This window comes from Massiliimicrobium timonense, assembly GCF_002160865.1.
GTDB lineage: Bacteria > Bacillota_I > Bacilli_A > Erysipelotrichales > Coprobacillaceae > Allocoprobacillus.
On record NZ_NFLJ01000009.1, the window covers coordinates 1 to 23,929 of the forward strand.

The window sequence follows — 23,929 nt, forward strand, 5'->3', positions numbered from 1 at the left end:
GATGAAGTCCCTATACGTGATGCTCCAGCATTAACCATTGCTTCCATATCTTCAAATGTTTTGACACCACCACTGGCTTTAACTTCACAGTGATCACCAACAGTTTGTTTCATTAAAGCTACATCATGAACTGTTGCTCCTCCTGTTGAAAAACCTGTTGATGTTTTTACAAACGTTGCTTTGGCTTTCATAGCCTGTTGACATGCTAAAACTTTTTCTTCATCCGTTAATAAACATGTTTCAATAATCACTTTTACACAATGTCCTTGACTGGCATCCACAACTGCTTGAATATCTTGATAAACTGTATCCATATCTCCAGCTTTTAAAGCACCGATATTGATGACCATATCCACTTCATCTGCTCCTTCTTCAATTGCCATTTTGGTTTCATAAGCTTTCACCTTGGAAGTATTCGCTCCTAGTGGAAATCCAATCACTGTACAAACACGAACATCACTTTCTTTAAGATATTCAGCACAGTATGATACCCATACTGGATTCACACAAACAGATGCAAAGTCATATTGCATTGCCTCATCACATAACTTTGTAATATCAGTTTTTGAAGCATTTGCTTTTAATAATGTGTGATCAATCAATTTGTTCCATTTCTTTTCCATTGTCTTCTTCTCCTTTAAAAATTTTATTGATTGCTTCTAAAGCAACATATTTATCTCCAGGATAAGGATCATTACCAATAGCCGAAGCCATAAACTGTTCATGTCCTTTCCCAAGAATCAAAATAATATCATGTCGATTGGCAATTTCAATAGCCTGTTCAATAGCGATGCGACGATCTTCAATAATCACACTGACAGGTTTTTCGATATATTTTTGTATATCCAGACAAATATCTTGAATATCTTCGTCACGATTATCCTCAGCTGTCAAAATCACTTGATCGCAGTATTGATTTGCAAGTTTTCCAATCTTTTGACGCTTATTATAATTCTTCTTTCCCGGTGCTCCAAAGACTGCAATAATACGTCCGTCTTTTTTAACTTGCTGAGCAAACTGAAACACTTTTTCATAACTTTTGACATGTTGACAGTAATCCACAATAACATGAAATGGATAAGGATGTTGTAAAAGCTCCATACGTCCATCTACACCGGAAATATGTTCAACCCTATCAATCACTTGGGAAAGAGGCATTTCTAAAGCCAATAAAGCCGTCATGACAGCTAAAACATTAGAAATATTAAAACGCCCCAAAACACCTACTGATACATGTTTTAATTCATCATGCACCTGTACATCAAACTCACTATGATCAATAAAAACTTCAATGTTTCTCGCCATGATATCCGCTTTATGTTCAATACCATAAGTCAAAATATGACATTTAATCTGATCTTTAACCAGATTATAAAAACGGACTTCATCAGTATTTAATATGGCATAACCTTTTTCATCAATCAATGAAAACAGTTTTGCTTTAGATGCCATTAAATTTTCCATTGTTCCATGAAAATCAAGATGTTCTTCATAAACATTGGTAAAAATACCAATATCAAAATGAACACTATCCACTCTTTTTAAAGCCAATCCATGACTGGATACTTCCAATGTGACACCTTTGACATCTTTTTTAACCATATCACTTAAATGTCTTTGTAAAAAAATTGTTTCCGGTGTTGTATAAGGACATTGTTCAATAATCCCGGCATATTCAATATTATTCGTTCCAATATAACCCATTTTTAAAAACTGTGACAAAGCATTTTTAATCATTAAAGCTACAATTGTTTTACCACTTGAACCCGTGACACCAATCACAGTCATCTTATAGCTAGGATGATCATAAAATAAATCTGCCACTCGATTCAATTCATCTAAGACATTATCAACCTTAATATATAAAACATCTTTATGCTTAAAAGTCAAAGGTTTAGAATAAACGATACATTTTGCACCCTGAAAAATAGCATCTTCAATATATTTATGTCCATCAACACTTAATCCATCAATGCAAAAGAAAATAGAATCTTTTCCAACATATCGTGAATCACTATGAATAGATTGAACTTTAAAATCCTCATCAACAGGAAATAATTCATTAATTTTTTTCACTTACAACACTTCCTATCAATATCGTATCTTGACATTCTTCAATCAATACATGATATATATGCCCTACAGAATTTAAAGGCAAGTTTGTTTTAACCTTTAAATAATTAGAAGCATGTCCAATCATACTTTCACCATCTGGTTCTTCAATTAAAACCTCTAAAGTTTTTCCAATTTGACTCAAGGCAAATTCATGTTGTAATTGATGGGATAAATCCATCAATGCCTTAACTCTTTGATGTTTTGTTGGACCATTAATCTGATCTTTCATTTTAGCAGCTGGAGTCCCTCGACGAGGAGAATAAGGAAAGACATGCAATTGATTAAAATGCATCTTTTGAATCCATTGATATGTCGTTTGAAAATCTTCTTCTGTTTCACCCGGAAAACCAACAATCACATCTGTAGTAATCGAAAGTGTTGGTAATTTTTCTTTCAGTTCTTGAAGTTTTTGAGCAAATTCATCAGTTGTATAATGACGATTCATTTTCTTAAGGATTTTATCACATCCAGATTGAATAGGAATATGTAAATGATCAACAATAACAGGTGAAGTTGCTATTAAATCAATGATTTCATGTGTAATCTGACTCATTTCAATAGATGAAATACGTAATCTTTTTAATCCTTTAACTTGGGTTGTTAAATCAACTAATAAATCATAAAAGCTATAATCTTCAAAATCTTGACCATACCCAGCTGTATGAATACCTGTTAAGACAATTTCAACAAAACCATGATCAACTAATTTTTGAGCCTGTTGTAAAACACTATCCTTATCTCTTGAACGAATCCTTCCTCTGGCATAAGGAATAATACAATAAGTACAAAAATTATTGCAGCCATCTTGAATCTTTAAAAAAGCACGTGTATTTCTTGTGAATTCATCAATATCCAAATCTTCAAAACGAGATAATGTCATGACATCTTCAACATGGATGACTGTTTGATGAGAGCGTTGATATTCTTCTACAAACTCAACAATACGATTTCTAAACTGTGTTCCTAAAATGACTCCTACACCTTCAATTTGAGCCACTTCCTCACTGGCTACTTGACTATAGCAGCCAACAACACAAACTATTGCCTGAGGATTTTGACGGATGGCTTTACGAATCATCTGGCGTGATTTCGAATCACCAGTATTCGTTACAGTGCAGGTATTAATCACATAAACATCTGCCTTGTCTTTAAAATCAACATTTTCATATCCAGCTTCATGAAACAGCTTTAACATCGCTTCTGATTCATAAGTATTGACTTTACATCCAAGTGTTAAAAAAGCAACTTTTTTCATAAATATCCTTTCTATTTATATTTTTTTATAATTTTCTTATAATTCTTTAAAGAAATATATTCTAAATCTTTGAGTATTTCCAGACAGTCACGATATTGATAATTTTCAATAGCATCTGCAATCTTTTTAACATCTTCTAAATGAGCATCTTTATGAGCATGTTCATCTTGAATAATGACTTTATTCATCAATTCATGATTATCTTTTTTAAAGATATAAATGGTTTTCAATGGGTCAAAATATAAACAAATGTGACGTTGATCTTCATAGACATTTTGTAAAGATGTAAATGCTGTACGAAAAATATGATAACCATACATATCTATCGGTGTTTGTAGATTAACTTGAAAATTTTGAATATATTCACGATGCTGTTTTAAAAGCAACATCTGATAATCATGCGTATAGCGTTGATTCACAAATGGTTCAAGATAAGGAATATAAATCGTCACCTGACTTTGTGAGTCAACAAAATGTGGTGCTTCTTTTAAAACATCAGCAATATCATTATTAAACATCTTCTGTTTTTCATCATAGTTTAAATAATCCAACAAATCATAATGCTGATTTAAAAAAGCTTCATAAATATTTTCAATTTTATTTTTTGTGAGTAACCCACGATAAATAATCTCATATGAAAACAAATCAAAGTCTGTTTTGATCTTTGATGATAATCCCATCTTTTCTAAAAACGAACGATGGTTTTCAATATCTTGATATAATTGAGTCTGTGAAAGAGGAATATGAACTCCAATCTTATTTAAACTTTCTATAAATCCCATGACGACATCAACTCCCTACTAAAACCAATCACACTTAACATATACAATGGTGCTGTTTCACTACGTAAAATTCTTTTCCCTAAGGCACATGTTTCAAATCCAGCCGCTTTCATCACAGCAATCTCACTTTCATCAAAACCACCCTCCGGTCCAACAACAATCGTCAATGTCTGATAATCTTTTTGTAGTGCTTTTGCAAATGTTTGATGTTCTCCTTGACGACTTTCTTCTTCATAAGCCACCAGATTGATGTCACTAACATAATCTTGTAAATGAGATAATGTTATTAATGAAGTCAATTCTGGTATTTTTTGACGACAGGACTGCTCACTGGCTTCTTTTAAAATACGTAAATAACGTTCTCTTTTTTTATCAAAAGTTTTCGCATCCGTTTTAATAATACTGCGTTTAGATAAAAAAGGAACAATTCTTGTAACTCCTAATTCAGTCGCTTTTTGTAGTACCCATTCAAATTTATCATTTTTTGGTAATCCATAAATTAAAGTCACTTGAACATCCAGTTCATTATTCTCCAGCAATTCTTCTTTTTGCTGAAGAATTCCTTTATCCATATCCACAATTTCATATATGTAAACATGTTGATCTGGTAAAATACAAATCACCTGATCACCTGAACGATAACGCATCACACGTTGCATATGTTTATGATTATAAGAGTCAATATGTATATATGACCCCTCTATGTTTTTGGCATCTATAAAATATCTTTGCATAACTTCCTCCTTTCGCTATTCTAACACATTTTATTGAATATAAAAAGAAAAAAAGATTAGTAAAGTCAATCCTCTACTAACCTTTCAATCTTATGACTTTCTAATAATAAATTGTTGATTTTGATAATCAATGACAATATGATCATCTTTTTGAATCGTTCCTTTAATCATTTCTTTAGCAACTAATGTTTCAATATGCCCCTGAATGAAACGTTTAAGTGGTCTGGCTCCAAAAGTAGGATCAAAACCTTCTCTTGCAATTTCTTCTTTAGCCCCGTCACTCACTTGAACTGATATATTCTGTTGTTCTAGACGTGTAGAAAGCTGAGCAATAAATTTATCAATAATCTTATAAACAACTTGATTATCTAATGAATTAAACATGATAATTTCATCAATACGATTCAAGAATTCTGGTTTAAAATGAGCTTTTAACTCCATTTCAACTTCATGTCTTGTTTCTTCATTATTACCTTGTAATAAATATTGTGAGCCAATATTAGATGTCATAATAATGATTGTATTTTTGAAGCTAACAACATTACCTTTAGAATCTGTAATACGACCATCATCTAAGACTTGTAATAACACATTAAAGACTTCTGGATGGGCTTTTTCAATTTCATCTAATAAAACAATACTGTATGGTGCACGTCTAACAGCCTCTGTTAATTGTCCACCTTCTTCATATCCAACATAACCTGGAGGAGCTCCTAATAAACGAGAAACACTAAACTTCTCCATATATTCACTCATGTCAATACGGACAATATTCTTTTCACTATCGAATAATTGTTCTGCTAAACTTTTGGCAACTTCTGTTTTTCCTACTCCAGTTGGACCCAAGAACATAAACGAACCAATTGGACGGTTTTCATCATTGATTCCAGCACGTGATCTTAAAATAGCATCACAGATCTTTTCAATCGCTTCATCTTGTCCAATGACTCTTTTTCTTAAAGTATCATCAAGATGTAATAATTTTTCTCTTTCAGATTCCATCAATTTATGAATAGGAATACCTGTCCATCTGGCAATAACTTCACTGACTGTATCAACTGTTACCTTTTCCTGTAATAAGGCATCATCAGATTCTTGTGATTGATAATCAGCAATTTCTTTATTAATACGAGGTAATGTTTCATACTTGATTTTTGAAGCTTCTTCTAAATTACCTTCAGTTTCATATTTATCTTTAAGTGCTTCATATCTCACTTTTTGATCTTTTAATTCTTTAATATGATCTAAAGCCTTCTTTTCTTCTTTCCATTTGTCTGTTAAACCTGTGACTTGTTCATCTAAAGAAGCGATACGACTTTTGATTTCATTTAAACGTTTTTCATTATCTGCATTTTTATCTTCTTTTTCAATAGAAATACGTTCCATTTCCAAACGATTCTTTTCTCTTGTGATAACATCTAATTCTTCTGGTAAAGAATCAATTTCCATACGCACAGATGCACAAGCTTCATCAATTAAATCAATAGCCTTATCTGGCAAGAAACGATCGGTAATATAACGTTCACTCATATTCACAGCTGCCACAATAGCACTATCAGTAATTTGTACACCATGATGAGATTCGAAGCTATCTTTTAAACCACGTAAAATCGCAATTGTATCGTCACTATCTGGTTCATCAACCTGAACTTTTTGGAAACGTCTTTCTAAGGCAGCATCTTTTTCAATGTACATACGATACTCATCTAGCGTTGTTGCTCCAATACAATGAAGTTCCCCACGTGCTAACATTGGTTTCAATAAGTTAGCTGCATCCATAGCTCCATCTGTTTTTCCAGCACCTACAAGCTGATGAATCTCATCAATGAATAAAATGATATTTCCTTCAGATTTTTTAATTTCATTTAAAACAGCTTTCAATCTTTCTTCAAATTCACCACGATATTTAGCACCTGCTACCAAAGCTCCTAAATCAAGTTCATAAAGCGTCTTATTTTGTAAGCTGACAGGCACGTCATTTTTAAAAATACGCCATGCCAATCCTTCCACAATAGCCGTTTTCCCAACACCAGGTTCACCTATCAAAATAGGATTATTTTTTGTTTTACGTGATAAGATTTGAATCACACGTCTAATTTCTTCATCACGACCAATAACAGGATCTAATTTTCCATCCTTAACATCTTGAATAAGATCTCTACCATATTTTGTTAAAACTTCATATTGATTTTCTGGTTGAGGATTATTAACCATATTTCCACCTCGCATTTCTTTAATAATTTTTTCTAATTCTTTTTTATTTAAATGATACTGTCTAATGATTTCTTGAATAAAAGTAGATTGCACTTCAAACATAGCCATAATCAAATGTTCTACACTGGTATATTCATCTTTATAATCATTCATTACTTTTTGAGCTTTTATCAGTAATTGATTTAGATCATAAGAAATTCTCATTTGACTTTCATCAATACCACCAACTCTTGGTTTTTGTTGTTGTTTATTTCTTAAAAATGTTGTCAATTGTTGAATATCTACATGAGCCTTAGAAAGAACACGATATAAAATACCACTTGTATCCTCTAATAAAGCCAATAGAAAATCTTCTACATCCACAACTTGACAAGACATATCTAAAGCTTGTTGCATGGCTTTTTGCATCGCTTCCTGCATGGCTGTCGTCCATTTTTCAATATTCATATCTATCACTCCTTTAGCACTCATATATCCCAAGTGCTAACTATAGTATATCACGTTTTTTAGCACTGTCAACACCGAAGTGCTAAAATATGAATAAAAAAATCTTTAGGAATCATTCCTAAAGATCATATTTCTTTAAAATACCTACACCAATAGGATAAGGTCCTGTATGAACACCAATGGTTGCGCCAATTTGTTGAATCATAATCGGTTCATGAAAATCCGGAAAAGCTTGAATCAGACTTTCCTGAAGTTTGTCCTTAAAATCTTCTCCTTCTTTTTGGTCATAGCCATAACCTACACAGAAGCGATATTCATGGGGTGATAAATGCTGTTCTTGAAAATACTGAATTGTTTTTTCAATAACTTTCTTTTTTGATTTCTCTCTCCCACGTGTCACTCCCATAGCGAAAATTTCACCATCATGTAAAACAATCAAAGGACGAATGCCTAATGTTTTAGCAGCAACTCCAGCGACTTTTCCAATTCTTCCACCATGAATTAAATATTCAAAATTCCCTACTGTAAAGAAAATACGTCCTGAAGATTTAATATCTTCAATTTTTTGAACAACTTCGTCATATGACAATCCTGCCATTTGCATTTGAGCTGCTTCAATAACTAGCAATCCCTGTAATACCGTATTAACAGTCGCATCAATGATTGTGATACGTTGATTAGGATATTGTTCTTCCAGCATCATTTTAGCATTCATTGCACTGTTGTAAGAACCAGAAAACTTTGTTGTAATACAAATACATATAATATCTTTTTGTTGATCTAATATTTTCGTAAATGTCTGTATATAGTCTTCAATAGAAGGCATGGATGTTTTTGGAAACACATCTTTGTGATCAACCATATACTGATAAAACTCATGAACTTTAATGTCTTCTTTTTCTTTTTGATGATGAACACCATCAATCGTTATATAAAATGGAACGACTTCTAAATGATATTGATCAACAAGTGATTGTTCTAAATCACATGAACCATCTGTGACAATCTGATACATACTCACCCCTCCTTTTATGATTGTGATTGAATACAAAGTATTGTTTGACTATTTTCAATAACAGCATATTCTCCATCCATTTGATTAGAAACACATAGTGGATCATTTCTTTTTAAATGATATTGATTTAATGGATAATAGCAATGAGATAAAGTGATAATACTTTCATCAAAAGCAAATAATGAAAAATAATGATAATATTCCTTAAAAATATAATGCTGTCCCGGTTTTAAAACATAGATTTTATTCCATTCATCATAGATTGTTATCGCATACTCCTGATATTTTTCTAATAAACATAAAACAGCCATAAAATGATCCATTCTTTGATGTGTTACACCATATAAGTCAATCGTATGATAACCATGATCAATTGCATACTGCAAAGCCAAAGCTGTATCCGTATCATCTTTAATAGAAGAATAACGCTGAATCTTTAATTGATCCAAAAGTTGTTCATTATCAAGAGAATCCATATCACCGATTGCGATAATCGGTGTAATCCCTTGATGATAAAGATGTTCAACGCCACGATCCACAGCAATATAATCAATAGTGCGATCATGAACAGGACCTACATCAATACTTCCATAAATACCTATTTTCATTTGAGTGATTCAATAGCTTCCTTTCTATTTTCAGCTTGAAAAACATAACTTCCCGCAACCAGAACATCTGCACCAGCTTGACGACATAACATTCCTGTTGTGGCATTAATTCCACCATCAACTTCAATCAAATAAGAACGCTCTTGACGCAACTGGTCAAGCTGTTCAATTTTTGAAATAGCCTGTTCCTGAAATTTCTGTCCACCAAAACCTGGTTCAACACTCATTACCAAAACAAGATCCAAATCATCTAAATAAGGTATCAATGTATCAACAGGTGTTGCTGGTTTGATACTTAATCCCACATTGACTCCATGATGATGAACATGTTGAATGAAAGCACGAATATCTTGTTCATTAGAAAATGCTTCTATATGAGCAGTAATTGATGAAGCATGAGCTTTGATAAATTCATCTACATATTTCATGGGATTTTCAATCATCAAATGAACATCAAGATACAAATCTGTTACTTGAGAAATATCATTTAAAATACTATAACCAAAAGAAATATTAGGAACAAAATGTCCATCCATGACATCATAATGAATCCAATCAGCTCCACAATTCTTGATGGAATCCAAATCTTTTTTTAATTCAGCAAAATCAGCTGATAAAACCGAAGGTGCAACCTTAACCATATTTTTTCTCCTTTAATAATTTACTCTCTTTTAAAAATGTTAAATAATGTTCATAACGAAGTGAAGAAATTGTCCCCGCTTCAACAGCTTCTTTGATGGCACAATGAGGTTCACTTTCATGTAGACAACCTCTAAATTTACATTGCTTAGAAAGTTGTTCAAAATCATGATAACTATGTGCCAGATCAACTGGATCAATTTGTAATTCCAATGATGAAAATCCCGGTGTATCAGCCACATAACCACCATACATAGAAATCAGTTCTACGTGTCTTGTCGTATGTTTACCACGTCCCAATGCTTTAGAAATTTCATTGGTATCAATCTGTAAATGAATATCCAAAGCATTCAATAAACTAGATTTTCCAACACCACTTTGCCCTGTAACAACTGTTATGCGATCTTTAAAAATCTTTTTCACTATTTCAATACCCTGTTCCTGTTTTGAACTCACATAAATGACTTGATATCCAGCATCTTCATAAGGTTTCAATAATTCATGAATATGTTTTTCATCAGCCAAATCCATCTTTGAAATACAAATGACAGGATGAATATGCAAATGCTCAATCAAGATCAAAAAGCGATCCAGCAACAAAAGATTCATATCAGGTTCTTTGGCTGAAAAAACAAGTAAAGCCTGATCAACATTACTGATAGGTGGTCTAATCAAACTATTGTGTCGTGGCAATAATTTTAAAATATATCCTTCAACCTCATTTTCAATAGAAAACTCACAATAATCACCAACTAATGGTTTTAAAGCATCCTTTCTAAACTTCCCACGTGCCTTACATTGATAAATCTGTCCTTGAGATTGTACATAATAGAATCCAGCAAGTGCCTTAATGATTTGTCCTTTTTGCATCATTCAACCTCACTGATTTGTTATGGTTTGATTCTCACTTGGTTGTGAAGTGGCAGGAGTATTGGTTTCTGGTGTTGTTGGCGTGTTTTCAGCTGGTGTTTCAGGAATCTCTGGTTTGGTATTATAATAATCCAATGTAATTTTTTCTCCTTTTTTATAAACTGTTGTAAAAGCATCTAAAGATTGTTTTTCAACAACATTGATTTTCATTGTTTTTATTTCTTCAACAGAAGTTGGTGGATCTAAAACATTTAATTCCACAACAAATCCTGCTTCTTCTAAAATACTTTTGGCTTTTTGAATATCTTGACCATAAACATTAGGAACAACCGCACTATATCCTTGAGATACAGTCAAAGTAATAGATTTATCATCACTGTTAGGATCTATTTTTTTACCAACTTCTAAAGATTGTTCCAAAATTGTTCCTTTGGACTTCTCATCAATCTTTTCTTCTTTTTTCACATCAAAGCCTAAATCCTCTAATTGTGAAGCAACACTATCATAGTCTTTTCCAACATAATTTTCTATGACAATATATTGTCCTGATGATACAACAAGACTGACTTCATCTCCTTTTTTAACCTGTGTTCTTGCGACAGGATCACTGGAAATAACCTTTCCTTCTTCAACATCATCACTCAATTCATAAGTAATATTGTCTGATACTTTCAAATCTTTTTCTTCCAACAAAGTCACAGCTTCATCTTTATTTAAATTCAACACATCAGGCATTTCAAATGATTGAGATGGTTTCATCACAAAGAAGTAAAGAGCCATCAAAATAACCAAAACAGCAACCACACTGGCCCCTATAATCATGACCATTTTCTTATGTGAACGTGAAGATGGTTTCTCCTCTTTTTCTTCCTCAATCGGTAAATGTGTATGTGTTTGTGTAAAGAAGTCTTTATCATCAGCAACAATAGTCGCTAAATCTTCATCTTCCTGATAATCAAAAGTTATTTTTTCATCATTCATATGTTCAGCTTCAAGACAATGATTTAAATCATCCAACATATCTGAAGCACTCAAATAACGATCTTTTATATTTTTTGCTGTGGCTTTCATGATGATATTTTCAACAGATTGAGGTATTGACGGATTAAAAGCACGAACAGAAGGAATTTCATCACGCATATGCTTTAAAGCAATATTGACAGGTGATTCACCATTAAAAGGAACTTCCCCTCTTAACAATTCATAAAAAACAATACCTAAAGCATAAATATCACTTTGAGCTGTTGCCTTTTCTCCTCTTGCAATTTCTGGAGCCAGATAATGCAACGAACCCATAATGGTATCAGTCTGTGTTACCTGTGACAATGACTGAATAGAAGCAATTCCAAAATCACCAATTTTTACAACACCACTATCTGTAACCATAATATTCTGTGGTTTCAAATCACGATGAATAATCCCAATCGCATGTGCTTTGGCTGTTGCACTGACAACTTGTTTCATAATATCAACAGCTTCTACATAATGCAATGCTCCACGTTTATGAATCAATTCTTTTAATGTCTGTCCCGGTACATATTCCATGACAATATAATAGTCATCTTTTTCATCACCGACATCATATATTTCCACAATGTTTTTATGTGACAAAGCAGCTGCAGCACTGGCTTCACGATGAAAACGTGTCACATAAACAGGATCTCCCGTTAATGAAGAACGCATGATTTTGACAGCGACTGTTCGCCCCAAAATCAAGTCTTCAGCTTCATAGACATCCGCCATACCACCCTGTCCAATGAGTCTTTTTAATTGATAACGTCCAGCTATTGTCTTATTGACTAAACTCATAAATCAACAACTCCTTTTGTGATAATAAGTGCAAAACTGATATTGTCTTGTCCACCATATGTATTGGCTGTATCAATCAATTGACACGCTCTTTCATCCATATCTTTGGATGAATGTAATATATTTAAGATTTGTTCATCACTCAAAGAATTATATAAACCATCAGAACAAACCAATATCATACCATCATTCAGCTGTGTCTGGATAAAAGAAGGATTCAAAGCATCACTGACTCCTACAGCCTGTAATAAGATATTCTTTTGCGGATGAATTTTTGCTTCTGCTTGAGAAATTGTTCCCGAATCAACCAGAACATTCACCAAAGTATCATCTTTTGTCAACTGTTTTAATTCATCACAGACATAATAAACACGGGAATCTCCAACATGAGAAATATAAACTTGATGATTCACATATAAAACAAGAGCAATCGTTGTTCCCATACCTTCATATTCTTGGGCTTCATGACTTTTATCTTCCACTATTTGATGTGCATGTAAAATTGCTGAAAGCATCCAATCATGAATACTTTTTTCATCTTTTAAAGTCCCTTGATTTTGATAATTTTCAATAATATCATCACAAACCATCTTTGAAGCAATTTCTCCAGCATTATGTCCACCCATGCCATCGCAAAGAACTACCAGACATTCATTTTCATTTTTCTGATAAAAACGAACATCATCCTGATTCACTTTTCTCACACGTCCTATATCACTTTTCACTATGATTTGCATGATTGTTCACCTACTTTCATGGCACGTAACTGTCCACATGCCCCATCTATATCTCGTCCATGTTCTTTACGCAATGTCACATTGATTTTTAATCGTAACAGTTCACTTTTAAAAGCTTCTACATCCTGTGGTAATGATTGCTGATAACCATGCTCATCCACCGCATTATAAGGAATTAAATTAACATAAGCATTAAGCCCTTTAATATAATGTGCCAGTTGTCTGGCATGTTTCAATTCATCATTAACCCCTCTTAAAAGAATATATTCAAAAGTCACACGACGATTCGTCTTTTGAATATAATCAACAATAGATTGTCTTAAAACATCCATTGGATAACGTTTATTAATAGGCATCAGCTGATTTCTTAATTCATCATTTGGTGCATGTAAAGAAATAGCCAGATTGGTTTGAATACCTTCATGACTATAACGTTCAATCGCATCACATAAACCACATGTAGAAATGGTGATATGTCTAGCTCCGATTGCTAAACCTTTAGGATGATTGATAATACGTACAAAGTCCATCACCGCATCATAATTATCAAAAGGCTCTCCTGTCCCCATCACCACAACATGACTGATTCTTTCTTGAGTATCATTCATGACCGTTAAAACTTGGTTAACCATCTCACCAGCTGTTAAATTTCTTTGTTTCTTCAATAAACCACTGGCACAAAAACGACACCCCATATTACATCCTAATTGGCTTGTCACACAAAGGCTTCTGCCATAATCATGAACCATTAATACTGTTTCAATAAAACCACCATCAGATAATTGCAAAAGATATTTAATAGTTCCATCCTGTGAAACCTGTTTTTCTTCTATCTTTAAAGGTCCTATACGATAAGTTAAAGAGAGTTTTTCTCTTAAACTTAATGATAGATTATTCATTTGTTCAAATGATTGCACATTTTGACGATATAACCATTCAAAGACTTGTGTCGCTCTAAATTTCTTTTCTCCAAGTTCTAAAAATTCTTCAATCATTTGGTCTTGCGTATAATCATAAATTAATTTCATATTTTCATTCCTTTTCTAATAGACACATATAAAAACCATCACTATGATACTGATATGGTAAAATGGTCACTTCTTTTCTTTTTTTCATATCAGGATACTTCGTTATGAATTTTTCTATTTGTTTTTCATTTTCTTTTTTATTGATTGTACAGGTACTATATACAATATTACCACCTTTTTTCAATAAAAAATATGCATTTTCTAACAATTTTTCTTGAATCACCATAATTTCATCCATAGATGAACTGTCATGATACTTGATTTCTGGTTTTCTTGCTAAAACGCCTAAACCACTGCATGGTGCATCACATAAAATCTTGTCAAATGTTTCTTGAGGATACACCTGCATTAAAGTGGTTGAATCTCCCACATGCGTTTGTACATTTTGAACATGTAAACGTGTCAGCTGTTTTTCTACCAGATGAATTTTATGTTCATATAAATCATATGCTTCAATACATCCCTGATTGTTCATTAACATCGCTAGATGCGTTGTTTTACTGCCCGGTGCACAGCACATATCCAAAACATAATCTTGTTTTGAAGGATTCAATAATCGTGCCACAAGCTGACTGGATTCATCTTGAACTGTGACATAACCTTTTTGGAAAGCCTCGCTGGAGGCAATATGATGTCCTGTATAATAAAGACCATCTGGTGATAAGTCAGCTTTTTGCCAATGATTATCTTTCAACAATTCCTCACGTGAAATCAAAAGGGTATTCACTCTGGCACAGTGGCGAGGAACTTCTAAAAAAGCATGGCAGATGCGCTTTGTTTCTTTATCACCATATTGCTTATTCAACATTTTAACAAGCCATAAAGGATGACTTGTTTCTATAGATAGTCTTTCTAATGGTGGTAAATCATCAAGCTGATAGGAAGATTGAAACACATTTTGTAAAACACCATGAATAAAACGTGATGTTTTCATCCCCTTTTTCTTTTTAGCCAATTCTACAGCTTCATTGATAATAGCATAATCTGGAATAGCATCCATCATTTCATGTTGATAAAGACTCATCAATAAAAGCATTTTTTCAAATGTCTTAACACGCATATGTAAATGAGGCTTTAAGATATATTCCAACAACAACATATTTTGAACCGTTCCATAAACAATACGTGTAATGAAATCTTTTTGTTGTCTTGTTAATGTATAACGTTGAAAATAATGATTAATCGTTAAATTCAAATAACTTTGTTCCTGTTTGAATTTCAATAGTATTTCTAATGCTAATTGTCTTTCCATAATTATATCTGTGAATACGGATTAAAATCACAGACAATTCTCACCTTTCCTTTTTGTTGTTTATTATAATAATCATTGATATTATTTAATGCTTCATAGATATCTTTTGAGTTTAAAAACTTCACTAAAATACGTTCACGATAAATATCCTGCATTTTATAAATTGTACTTTTAGCGGGACCCAATATGATGGTTTGATGACTATGCGTCTGTAAATAATTTTTCACATCCATAGCCACTTGATGAATCCACTTTTCTTGTTTAGATTGAATCAATATACTGACCATATGACAATATGGTGGATATTTAGCCACTTGACGATATTTCATTTCTTGATGAAAAAAAGACACATAGTCATGCTTCGCTGCACAAGTGATCGCATAATGATCAGGATTATAAGTTTGAATAATCACATGTCCCTGTTTCTGGCCTCGTCCACTACGTCCAGATACCTGACATAACAGTTGAAAAGTACGTTCACTGGCACGAAAATCTGGAACATTTAAACTCAAATCTGCATTCAAAACACCAACAAATGTCACATCTTCAAAGTCTAATCCTTTCGCAATCATTTGAGTACCTAACAAAATATTGGCTTCCTTATTTCTAAATTTTTCCAATAATTTCAAATGTCCATTTTTTTGACGAGTTGTATCTACATCATAACGTAAAACTTTCGCTCCATGAAATAACTTTTCTATTTCTTCTTCAATCTTTTGCGTTCCATATCCTATACTTTTAAAATGAGTTGATCCACAATGAGGACATACACGAGGATAATCTATCATGTATTCACAATAATGACATTTTAATTTATGTTCACTACGATGATCTGTTAATGTAACATCACAATGCGGACATTTCAAAACCTCACCACAATCTTGACATTGTACATATGTAGCATAGCCTCTTTTATTTAATAAAAGAATCACCTGTTCTCCTTTATCAATGGTTGTTTGAATACTTTGTTTCATTGGAATAGAAAACAAAGAATAATTGTGTTGACGTGTCTGTTGAATCATATCCACAATTTCAACATGGGGTAAAGGTTTTTGATTAATACGATCAGGTAATTCATATAAATCATAAATTCCTTTTAAAGCTCTGGCATAGCTTTCTAATGAAGGTGTCGCACTTCCCAGTACGACACTGGCATGATGTGTTTTCGCACGTATTTTCGCTATCTGGGAAGTTAAATAACGTGGCTTACTTTCCTGTTTATAACTTGGATCATGTTCTTCATCCAAGATAATAATACCAATATTTTCTAATGGCGCAAACACAGCTGATCTTGCTCCTACAACAATCTTGACTTCCTGACGTTTAATACGACGATATTCATCATATTTCTCTCCTTGAGAAAGGCGTGAATGCAAAATAGCCACTTGGTCACCAAAACGTTCTCGAAAAACTTCGACCATCATCGGTGTTAAAGAAATTTCTGGAACGAGCATCATCACTGCTTGATTATTTTTTAAATAATGTGCCGCCAGTGTTAAATAAACCTCTGTCTTTCCAGAACCCGTCACACCATGTAATAAAGCTACCCTTCCTTGATGAGAAAGAATACCATCAACAACTTTTTGTTGTTGAACAGTCAATTGAATATGTTTAGCCTGATGTGTCATAGAAAAAGGTTGACGATAAACTTCTTTTTCAATGATTTGTATACAACCCTGTTTTTCTAAATTCTTTAATAAAGCACGACTATAGGGAACCTCTTTTAAAGGAATGTCAGGATGTTTCTTTAAAAAAGAAAGACATTCCTGCTGTTTTACTGTTTTTGCTGATTGATCCATTATAACTTCAACACATAACTGTGTCTTCATTCCAACAGCTTGATGTGATGCCGGTTTTAATTGAGTAGGCAACATCGCCTGTAAACATGAAATACGTGGTGATAAGGTCATACGAGAAAGCTGATTGGCTAAATCTTGAAGTTCTTCATTTAATAACGGTTCTTCATCAATAACATCTATGATATACTGATAATGAAACCCTACCTGTTTTTCAAGTTCCTCTTGAGAAAGCACTGTTTCCTCGATACTTTCAACATACCCTATGATTTTTTGATAACCAAAACGAATCCATACACGAATACCTTTTAACAATGGTTCATGACTCAAATAATCAAATGTCGTATCTAAAGAATGAACAGGATGTTCAACCAATACTTTTACAATATACATAGACTCACCACCTATTGCATTATTCTACCATAAATACATTCCTTTTTAAAAGAGTTCCTTGTGATTTCAATAAAAAAACAGACAAATGTCTGCTTTATGACTTCTGTTCTTGATAACGTTCTTCACCCCACCATAAAGGTAAAAGTTCTTTTAATGTGACAATTTCACGTGTTTGATAATCCACCATAATTTCCATGTCTTGATTCTTTTCATTAAGCTGCATAAAAAACTCACGACAAGCTCCACATGGCATTCCACTCCCTTTACCAAAAGGAGGCTGATCACGAAAGGCTATCATTCTTTTGACAACAGTCTGTTGACTTTGAATATACATATTTAACGCCGCAACTCTTTCAGCACATAAATCCATCACACCGGCACAACTTTCTATACAAAAGCCGGTATAAATCTCACCATTTTCACTTTCTAATGCACAAACGACATGATGAGCGTAAATAAAAGGTGAAACCTCTTGAGGATGATATTGTTCTTTAGCTTTTTGATATAACTTTTCCCATATATCCATTTCTATAATTCCTCCATCTTTTTGAGATGATCTTCACAGATATATGATTCTACATAACCACATGTTTTACAAATATATTGTTCAACTTTAAGCTTATGATAATCAACAATAATATCTTGATAAGCATTACGCCTGTAAATACCTTTTGCGGGAACATAAAGTATATCATGATGACCGCATTTTGGACAACAACCACTTTTTTTCATAACTTTACTCCTTTGAATTGACGATAAAGATATGCCAGAAGCATTCCAATAATAAAACTAATGAAATGAATAACAAATGTTGATATATTGTTTGAAAAGAAAGGAATTTGTGCAAATATCACATAAACAATAATCCATTTTCCATAAAGAGAACGAAAATGAAATTTTGGTAAAATAGAACGCATTATCAAAATGAACCCTAACAAACTAAAGATAACAGGTGACCCTCCAACACTGGTACTTTCTGGATAAATCAAACTAAAAATAATGTGAGCAATTGTCCCTCCAAGCAAAGATATAAAAAATAAAGTTCCTGCTTTTATACGCTGGTCAATATAGATATCAAGATATGAAATCGCTAGAGCATTCACAGCAAAATGTAAAAGATTCACATGTAAAAATAACCCTGTTATCAAACGATAATATTCATGATGAATGATTTGAAAACCTTTGTTGCTTAAAGCATCAAACCATGATGTCTGCATACCAACAATCAAAAAGATAAGCCATATGCCTATCCATAAATAACTCATTTTCCATCTCATCATCATAACTCCTAAAAAAACACCCTAAGGTGCTTACAGATTGTCTTGGATGATTTGAGCAATCTTTTTCTTAGCTGCAACAACATCATCATTTTCTACAACATATTTATATTCATTTTGTGTTGCTATTTCTTTTCTTGCTTTAGCAAGTCGTTCCTGTACAATACTTTCTTCTTCTGTACGACGACCACGAATACGACGTTCCAGTTCTTCCATTGATGGGGGTACTAAAAAAATCGTTAATGCATGAGGACATTTAGCCATGACCTGCAAAGCCCCTTGAACTTCAATTTCCAATACAACATTCTTACCTTCACCTAATAACTTTTCAACATAAAATTGAGGTGTTCCATAATAATTACCTACAAACTGGGCATACTCCAACAATTCACCTTTTTCAATTTTATCCTTAAATTCTGCTTCACTGACAAAGAAATAATCAACACCTTCTTTTTCAGTTGGACGAGGTTTTCTTGTTGTCATAGAAATAGAATAAGCCAAATTCAAACTTTCATCTTTAAAAAGCTCTTGACGAACTGTTCCTTTCCCTACACCACTTGGTCCACTTAAAATAATTAAAAGTCCCTTCTTCAATCTCTCCACCACCTTTGAAACAATACTACATGAATGTAACTTTAATGTCAATTCTTTTTGAAATATGTTATACTATTTAACGGTGATGAAAAATGGCTTATGACGGAATTATGTTATCTCGTGTTGTAGAACAGCTACAAAATCAAATCACACGAGGAAGAATTAATAAAATATATCAAATTTCACAATATGAACTTTTGTTTCATATTCGTGCTCAAAGAGAGAATTACAAATTACTCATTTCAATACATCCTGTTTATGCGAGAATGCAATTGACACAGTTAAGTTATCCAACTCCTGCATCTCCTAATGCTTTAACGATGTTATTAAGAAAGCATCTGGAAGGGGCATATATTGAAAAAATAACACAAATGCAGCTAGATCGTATTGTTGATATTGAAATAATTGGTGTCAATGAATTAAAGGATACAGTAAAATATCACATTTATTTAGAAATCATGGGAAAACACTCAAATGCTATTTTAACATATCACAACAATAAAATTATTGATTGTTTAAAACGTGTTTCCCCTTCTATGAGTGCTCGTATTTTACAACCCGGTGCAATATATCAAAAACCACCTTTAATTGAAAAATACAACCCTTATACAACAGATTGGATAGAAACAGATAATTTAACCAAAACATATCAGGGATTCTCTCCAGAATTATCTAAAGAAGTTTTATATCGCATGGATCATGGAGAAGCATTCCATGATATTATCACGTTACTCCATCATTCCACAACATTGTATATTCATAAAAAAGAAGATAAGGAATATTTCCATGTTATTCCTCTTACACATTTACATCAGGAGTATACGGCTTATCCGCTTTTTGATGGCTTAGATCAACATTATGATTTAATCGATGAAAAAGATCGTATTAAACAACAAACATCGGATTTAGCTAAATTCATTCAAAATGAATATCAAAGAAATGTTCATAAATTAAACAAACTACAACAGACATTATTTGAATCCCAAAATAGTGATGATTTACGTATTAAAGGAGATTTGTTGTTTGCTAATTTACATTTATTAAAAAAAGGACAAAAAGAAATCACTGTAGAAAATTATTATGATGGTACAATGATGACGATTCCTTTAGATGAAAGATATGATGGAAAGACAAATGCCAATAAATATTACGCTAAATATCAAAAAGCAAAAAAAGCATTATCCCATCTTCAAGAACAAATTCAAATTACAGAAAATGAAATTCATTATTTTGATACTTTAATCACAATGATGGATAACGCTTCTTATTATGATGCTTTAGAGATTAAAGAAGAATTAGAGAATTTAGGTTATCTCAAAAAGAAAAAAACAAAACAGGTGCATAGACCTCAAAAACTTCATATAGAAACCTATATAACTAAAGATCAGATTCCTATTTATGTAGGTAAGAATAATCTGCAAAATGATTACCTTACCTTTAAGATGGCTGCCAAAAATGATATGTGGTTTCATGTCAAAGACATGCCTGGAAGCCATGTTGTTGTGCATAGTCAGAATTTAGATGAATATACCATTCGTCTTGCCAGTCAATTAGCCGCCTATTTTTCTAAAGGAAAGCACAGTTCGTCCGTACCTGTAAATTATACATTAGTCAAAACATTGAAAAAGCCACAAGGTGGTAAACCTGGTCAGGTGATATTATCTCATTATTCAACCATTTACATTGATCCTGATGAAAGTCTTTTTAACGATATCCATAAGGTGAATTCATAGAAGCATTGACAAATGTTTGTTCATAAGCAGGATAAAAGACTGGGTAATACATACAATGGTTAACACGACGACATTCAATAGGACAAATCACAGGTTGCGGAACAGGTGTAATTTGATTTGTTACACAAACTTTTTTAGGAGCTACTAAAGGTTGTGGTCGTGGACAACCATTCATATATCCATTATTCATTTGTTGAGCCTGACATGAACATGAGTTCATGTTTTGGCAACCACAAGATTGTTGAAACATTATTCATCCCTCCTTCACTATTTAATGTATGTCAAAACATCAAAAGAGGCAGGGCTTTTGAAAGGAGTCATTATGAAATTAATAGAATGGAATTGTTTTAATGAAATAGAAGCTTATACAACTTGTCGCGAAGATCATGGACGCATCATGAATATGAGCTTTAATGGCATTGATGATCAGCAAGTTTTAGAAAATCGTCAACGCTTAGCCAAAACACTTCATAGCGATCTTTCTCAAATGGTCGCCACTTTACAACAACACACTACACGTTTTATTGAAGTCCATCATAGTGATGGTGGTAGAGGAATGTGGAGTCGTGATGATGCTTTGATTGGTTATGATGCGATGTATACAAGAGATCGTCATTTATGGTTATGGACTTTTCATGCTGATTGTTGTCCTGTTTTATTGTATTGTCGAGATCAAAAAATTGTGGCTGCCATTCATTCAGGATGGAAAGGAACAGTAGGTGAAATCGTTAAAAAAGTAACACAGCATTTAATTGAAAATGAAGGATGTCAGCCACAACATATTTATGCTTATATTGGTCCTTCCATTGAACAACGTCATTTTGAAGCCAAAGATGATATTATTGATTTAGTCAAGAAAATGTCTTTTGATACAAGTCGCTTTTATATTCAAAAAGAAGATGGAGCTTATCTTTTAGACAGTAAAGGATTAATTCAACAACAATTATTAGAATTACACGTTCCACAAAGTCATATTACAGTTTCTCCTTATTGTACAATAGAAAATGAGGACCTCTTTTTCTCCTATCGTCGAGATAAAAGTCCTCATCGTCATATTACACTGATTTCTCTAAAGTAACCTTCGGGTTACTTTTTATCATCTCATCCATCACTTCTGGTAAGTGTTCAATGAGGCGTGATGGCAGCACTGTATAAGCTTTTTTGGCTAATTGTTCACCAGTATACCCATGTATGAAAACACCTAATAAAGCTGCCTGTATGGCTTGATAACCTTGTCCTAAAAAACTTGTAATGATACCTGCTAAAACATCTCCCATACCCCCTGTCGCCATTGCTTTATGACCTGCCATAACACGATATGATTCATATCCATTCGTCACTATTGTATATGGTCCTTTTAAAACCAATGTCACATGATATGTTTTCGCAAAATTTTGTGCTATTTCCAGCATATCATCATCATCTTGAAAAGGACATAAACGCTGAAATTCCCCTAAATGGGGCGTTAAGATAATATCACGCTTTTGATTTTTTAATAAATCAACATGAGCCGATAAAATTGTTAAAGCATCCCCATCAATAACCAGTGGCTGATGTGTTTTTTCCAATAAGTCAATAACATAACGATAGCTATCTAAGCTTTGTCCTAAGCCACATCCAATCAATAATGCATCATATTTCACAAAATCATCTTTTTGTAAAACAGGTGGTCTTAAAACAGCTGTTGCCTCTGGACAAAACTGTGTCAAAGCATTAATAACACTTTCATCGCTCATAACAGTCGTAATCCCACTTCCACTATAGACACAACTTTTAGCACTCAGTAAAGCCGCACCTTTATACTCCTGACATCCTGTAATCAGACAAGTATATCCATATGTTCCTTTATAACCATCAAAGACTCTTTCTTTTAATAATGGAATGATCATCTTTGCATTGCCCATTTGATACAAACCAGCTGCCTCTCCAACATCTCTTGCATCAAGCATTTCAACAATGACTTCTCCCGTAAAAAAGCGACTATCGGGATTCAAAAAACCATTTTTTATCGCACTCAAAGTTATTGTCTTCGTTGCATAAACAACACTTTGATAAGGCTTCCCTGTATTACATTGTAACCCTGTTGGAATATCCACAGCAATCACTTCATGATCATATAACTGATTTATTTCTTCAATGACACTTTGATAAATTCCTCTTGGACAACTGTTTAACCCAAACCCAAAAATTGCATCCACAATGGTTTCACATGAATCCATACATTGAATCAGTGCATCTAAATTATCCTGTTGAAATAAAGAAACAGGGATAGATAAATCATAACATTGTTGTAGATAATATAAATTGGCTTGAGAAAGATGTTCGCCATTATCAAAGATAAAAACATGAACTTCTTTTTTTTGTTGAAAGAGCTTGATAGCAAGAGATAAACCATCCGCCCCATTATTGCCTGGTCCACAGACAATTGCAAAAGAATGACCTGACATATGTTTATACAAACAATCACTTGCTTTATCCACCAGTTCTTCAATAGTATATCCCTGTTCTAATAAACAGGCATCATATCTTTTCATCAAAGCCTGACTTCCAATATACATTTCTATCACCTCATTTTCTTTCATTATACCAAAATAAAAACTGTAATGAAATCAATTCATTACAGTTTTTGAT

At 33.0% G+C, this 23,929-nt stretch carries 23 protein-coding genes; 2 read left to right on the forward strand and 21 right to left on the reverse strand.

Annotated features, from left to right (window positions below):
• The 19 genes from deoC to gmk form a co-directional block, all read right to left on the reverse strand.
• Positions 1–623, reverse strand: a 623-nt coding sequence (deoC, locus tag B5E75_RS04135) for a deoxyribose-phosphate aldolase (protein WP_087357526.1), incomplete at its 3' end; no start/stop codon positions are given.
• Positions 595–2,076, reverse strand: a complete 1,482-nt coding sequence (locus B5E75_RS04140; protein WP_087357527.1) for a UDP-N-acetylmuramoyl-L-alanyl-D-glutamate--2,6-diaminopimelate ligase — start codon at positions 2,074–2,076, stop codon at positions 595–597. The genes B5E75_RS04140 and deoC, both read right to left, overlap by 29 nt.
• Complete coding sequence (gene mtaB, locus B5E75_RS04145; protein ID WP_087357528.1) at positions 2,063–3,370, reverse strand: tRNA (N(6)-L-threonylcarbamoyladenosine(37)-C(2))-methylthiotransferase MtaB; 1,308 nt, start codon at positions 3,368–3,370, stop codon at positions 2,063–2,065. Before mtaB ends, B5E75_RS04140 begins: the two co-directional genes overlap by 14 nt.
• 11 nt (positions 3,371–3,381) lie before the next feature.
• On the reverse strand, positions 3,382–4,152 hold the full coding sequence (locus tag B5E75_RS04150) for a hypothetical protein (RefSeq protein WP_087357529.1): 771 nt from the start codon (positions 4,150–4,152) through the stop codon (positions 3,382–3,384).
• Positions 4,140–4,886 carry an RsmE family RNA methyltransferase gene (locus B5E75_RS04155; RefSeq protein ID WP_087357530.1) on the reverse strand — a complete coding sequence of 249 codons (747 nt, stop codon included), beginning with the start codon at positions 4,884–4,886 and terminating at the stop codon, positions 4,140–4,142. The genes B5E75_RS04150 and B5E75_RS04155 overlap by 13 nt, the downstream gene beginning before the upstream one ends.
• Positions 4,887–4,976: 90 nt before the next feature.
• A complete protein-coding gene (locus tag B5E75_RS04160) occupies positions 4,977–7,547 on the reverse strand; it encodes an ATP-dependent Clp protease ATP-binding subunit (RefSeq protein WP_087357531.1) in 2,571 nt (856 codons plus the stop codon).
• A gap of 118 nt (positions 7,548–7,665) precedes the next feature.
• Entirely contained in the window at positions 7,666–8,562 is an 897-nt protein-coding gene (locus tag B5E75_RS04165) for a DegV family protein (RefSeq protein WP_087357532.1), read from the reverse strand.
• A 14-nt stretch (positions 8,563–8,576) separates the two neighbouring features.
• A complete protein-coding gene (locus B5E75_RS04170) occupies positions 8,577–9,170 on the reverse strand; it encodes a thiamine diphosphokinase (protein WP_087357533.1) in 594 nt (197 codons plus the stop codon).
• The gene (gene rpe, locus B5E75_RS04175; protein ID WP_087357534.1) at positions 9,167–9,811 is read right to left on the reverse strand and encodes a ribulose-phosphate 3-epimerase; all 645 of its coding nucleotides are present in this window, start codon (positions 9,809–9,811) and stop codon (positions 9,167–9,169) included. Before rpe ends, B5E75_RS04170 begins: the two co-directional genes overlap by 4 nt.
• A complete protein-coding gene (gene rsgA / locus B5E75_RS04180) occupies positions 9,804–10,679 on the reverse strand; it encodes a ribosome small subunit-dependent GTPase A (protein WP_087357535.1) in 876 nt (291 codons plus the stop codon). The genes rpe and rsgA overlap by 8 nt, the downstream gene beginning before the upstream one ends.
• Before the next feature lie 9 nt (positions 10,680–10,688).
• Entirely contained in the window at positions 10,689–12,488 is a 1,800-nt protein-coding gene (pknB, locus tag B5E75_RS04185) for a Stk1 family PASTA domain-containing Ser/Thr kinase (RefSeq protein WP_087357536.1), read from the reverse strand.
• A complete protein-coding gene (locus tag B5E75_RS04190; RefSeq protein ID WP_087357537.1) occupies positions 12,485–13,225 on the reverse strand; it encodes a Stp1/IreP family PP2C-type Ser/Thr phosphatase in 741 nt (246 codons plus the stop codon). The genes pknB and B5E75_RS04190 overlap by 4 nt, the downstream gene beginning before the upstream one ends.
• On the reverse strand, positions 13,213–14,253 hold the full coding sequence (rlmN, locus tag B5E75_RS04195) for a dual-specificity RNA methyltransferase RlmN (RefSeq protein ID WP_087357538.1): 1,041 nt from the start codon (positions 14,251–14,253) through the stop codon (positions 13,213–13,215). Before rlmN ends, B5E75_RS04190 begins: the two co-directional genes overlap by 13 nt.
• Positions 14,254–14,257: 4 nt before the next feature.
• Positions 14,258–15,505 carry a 16S rRNA (cytosine(967)-C(5))-methyltransferase RsmB gene (gene rsmB, locus B5E75_RS04200; RefSeq protein WP_087357539.1) on the reverse strand — a complete coding sequence of 416 codons (1,248 nt, stop codon included), beginning with the start codon at positions 15,503–15,505 and terminating at the stop codon, positions 14,258–14,260.
• Between the two features lie 2 nt (positions 15,506–15,507).
• On the reverse strand, positions 15,508–17,694 hold the full coding sequence (gene priA, locus B5E75_RS04205; protein WP_087357540.1) for a replication restart helicase PriA: 2,187 nt from the start codon (positions 17,692–17,694) through the stop codon (positions 15,508–15,510).
• 94 nt (positions 17,695–17,788) lie between these two features.
• Positions 17,789–18,220: a cytidine deaminase family protein gene (locus B5E75_RS04210; protein WP_087357541.1), complete on the reverse strand. Its 432-nt coding sequence runs from the start codon at positions 18,218–18,220 to the stop codon at positions 17,789–17,791.
• A gap of 2 nt (positions 18,221–18,222) precedes the next feature.
• On the reverse strand, positions 18,223–18,426 hold the full coding sequence (locus tag B5E75_RS04215) for a hypothetical protein (protein ID WP_087357542.1): 204 nt from the start codon (positions 18,424–18,426) through the stop codon (positions 18,223–18,225).
• A complete protein-coding gene (locus B5E75_RS04220) occupies positions 18,423–18,971 on the reverse strand; it encodes a rhomboid family intramembrane serine protease (RefSeq protein WP_162607630.1) in 549 nt (182 codons plus the stop codon). Before B5E75_RS04220 ends, B5E75_RS04215 begins: the two co-directional genes overlap by 4 nt.
• 33 nt (positions 18,972–19,004) lie before the next feature.
• Positions 19,005–19,565 (reverse strand): guanylate kinase, encoded by a 561-nt coding sequence (gene gmk / locus B5E75_RS04225; RefSeq protein ID WP_087357544.1) that lies wholly within the window; start codon positions 19,563–19,565, stop codon positions 19,005–19,007.
• 92 nt (positions 19,566–19,657) lie between these two features.
• Here gmk and B5E75_RS04230 point away from each other — a divergent pair, with 92 nt between their 5' ends.
• Positions 19,658–21,298, forward strand: a complete 1,641-nt coding sequence (locus tag B5E75_RS04230; protein ID WP_087357545.1) for an Rqc2 family fibronectin-binding protein — start codon at positions 19,658–19,660, stop codon at positions 21,296–21,298.
• On the opposite strand, the gene B5E75_RS04235 is transcribed toward B5E75_RS04230, so the two are convergent.
• Positions 21,270–21,548: a hypothetical protein gene (locus B5E75_RS04235; RefSeq protein ID WP_087357546.1), complete on the reverse strand. Its 279-nt coding sequence runs from the start codon at positions 21,546–21,548 to the stop codon at positions 21,270–21,272. The two genes, B5E75_RS04230 and B5E75_RS04235, sit on opposite strands and share 29 nt — an antisense overlap.
• Before the next feature lie 72 nt (positions 21,549–21,620).
• On the opposite strand from B5E75_RS04235, the gene pgeF reads away from it, so the two are divergent.
• Complete coding sequence (gene pgeF, locus B5E75_RS04240) at positions 21,621–22,376, forward strand: peptidoglycan editing factor PgeF (RefSeq protein WP_087357547.1); 756 nt, start codon at positions 21,621–21,623, stop codon at positions 22,374–22,376.
• Here pgeF and B5E75_RS04245 read toward each other — a convergent pair.
• The gene (locus tag B5E75_RS04245) at positions 22,354–23,856 is read right to left on the reverse strand and encodes an NAD(P)H-hydrate dehydratase (RefSeq protein WP_087357548.1); all 1,503 of its coding nucleotides are present in this window, start codon (positions 23,854–23,856) and stop codon (positions 22,354–22,356) included. The genes pgeF and B5E75_RS04245 overlap by 23 nt on opposite strands.
• Positions 23,857–23,929: the final 73 nt, after the last annotated feature.

What these genes read in the sequence shown, in the direction of transcription:
- mtaB (WP_087357528.1), bottom strand. Translation starts at nt 3,370, where the DNA reads ATGAAAAAAGTTGCTTTTTTAACACTTGGATGTAAAGTCAATACTTAT.
- B5E75_RS04150 (WP_087357529.1), bottom strand. Translation starts at nt 4,152, where the DNA reads ATGGGATTTATAGAAAGTTTAAATAAGATTGGAGTTCATATTCCTCTT.
- B5E75_RS04155 (WP_087357530.1), bottom strand. Translation starts at nt 4,886, where the DNA reads ATGCAAAGATATTTTATAGATGCCAAAAACATAGAGGGGTCATATATA.
- B5E75_RS04160 (WP_087357531.1), bottom strand. Translation starts at nt 7,547, where the DNA reads ATGAATATTGAAAAATGGACGACAGCCATGCAGGAAGCGATGCAAAAA.
- B5E75_RS04165 (WP_087357532.1), bottom strand. Translation starts at nt 8,562, where the DNA reads ATGTATCAGATTGTCACAGATGGTTCATGTGATTTAGAACAATCACTT.
- B5E75_RS04170 (WP_087357533.1), bottom strand. Translation starts at nt 9,170, where the DNA reads ATGAAAATAGGTATTTATGGAAGTATTGATGTAGGTCCTGTTCATGAT.
- rpe (WP_087357534.1), bottom strand. Translation starts at nt 9,811, where the DNA reads ATGGTTAAGGTTGCACCTTCGGTTTTATCAGCTGATTTTGCTGAATTA.
- rsgA (WP_087357535.1), bottom strand. Translation starts at nt 10,679, where the DNA reads ATGCAAAAAGGACAAATCATTAAGGCACTTGCTGGATTCTATTATGTA.
- pknB (WP_087357536.1), bottom strand. Translation starts at nt 12,488, where the DNA reads ATGAGTTTAGTCAATAAGACAATAGCTGGACGTTATCAATTAAAAAGA.
- B5E75_RS04190 (WP_087357537.1), bottom strand. Translation starts at nt 13,225, where the DNA reads ATGCAAATCATAGTGAAAAGTGATATAGGACGTGTGAGAAAAGTGAAT.
- rlmN (WP_087357538.1), bottom strand. Translation starts at nt 14,253, where the DNA reads ATGAAATTAATTTATGATTATACGCAAGACCAAATGATTGAAGAATTT.
- rsmB (WP_087357539.1), bottom strand. Translation starts at nt 15,505, where the DNA reads ATGGAAAGACAATTAGCATTAGAAATACTATTGAAATTCAAACAGGAA.
- priA (WP_087357540.1), bottom strand. Translation starts at nt 17,694, where the DNA reads ATGTATATTGTAAAAGTATTGGTTGAACATCCTGTTCATTCTTTAGAT.
- B5E75_RS04210 (WP_087357541.1), bottom strand. Translation starts at nt 18,220, where the DNA reads ATGGATATATGGGAAAAGTTATATCAAAAAGCTAAAGAACAATATCAT.
- B5E75_RS04215 (WP_087357542.1), bottom strand. Translation starts at nt 18,426, where the DNA reads ATGAAAAAAAGTGGTTGTTGTCCAAAATGCGGTCATCATGATATACTT.
- B5E75_RS04220 (WP_162607630.1), bottom strand. Translation starts at nt 18,971, where the DNA reads ATGAGATGGAAAATGAGTTATTTATGGATAGGCATATGGCTTATCTTT.
- B5E75_RS04230 (WP_087357545.1), top strand. Translation starts at nt 19,658, where the DNA reads ATGGCTTATGACGGAATTATGTTATCTCGTGTTGTAGAACAGCTACAA.
- B5E75_RS04235 (WP_087357546.1), bottom strand. Translation starts at nt 21,548, where the DNA reads ATGTTTCAACAATCTTGTGGTTGCCAAAACATGAACTCATGTTCATGT.
- pgeF (WP_087357547.1), top strand. Translation starts at nt 21,621, where the DNA reads ATGAAATTAATAGAATGGAATTGTTTTAATGAAATAGAAGCTTATACA.
- B5E75_RS04245 (WP_087357548.1), bottom strand. Translation starts at nt 23,856, where the DNA reads ATGTATATTGGAAGTCAGGCTTTGATGAAAAGATATGATGCCTGTTTA.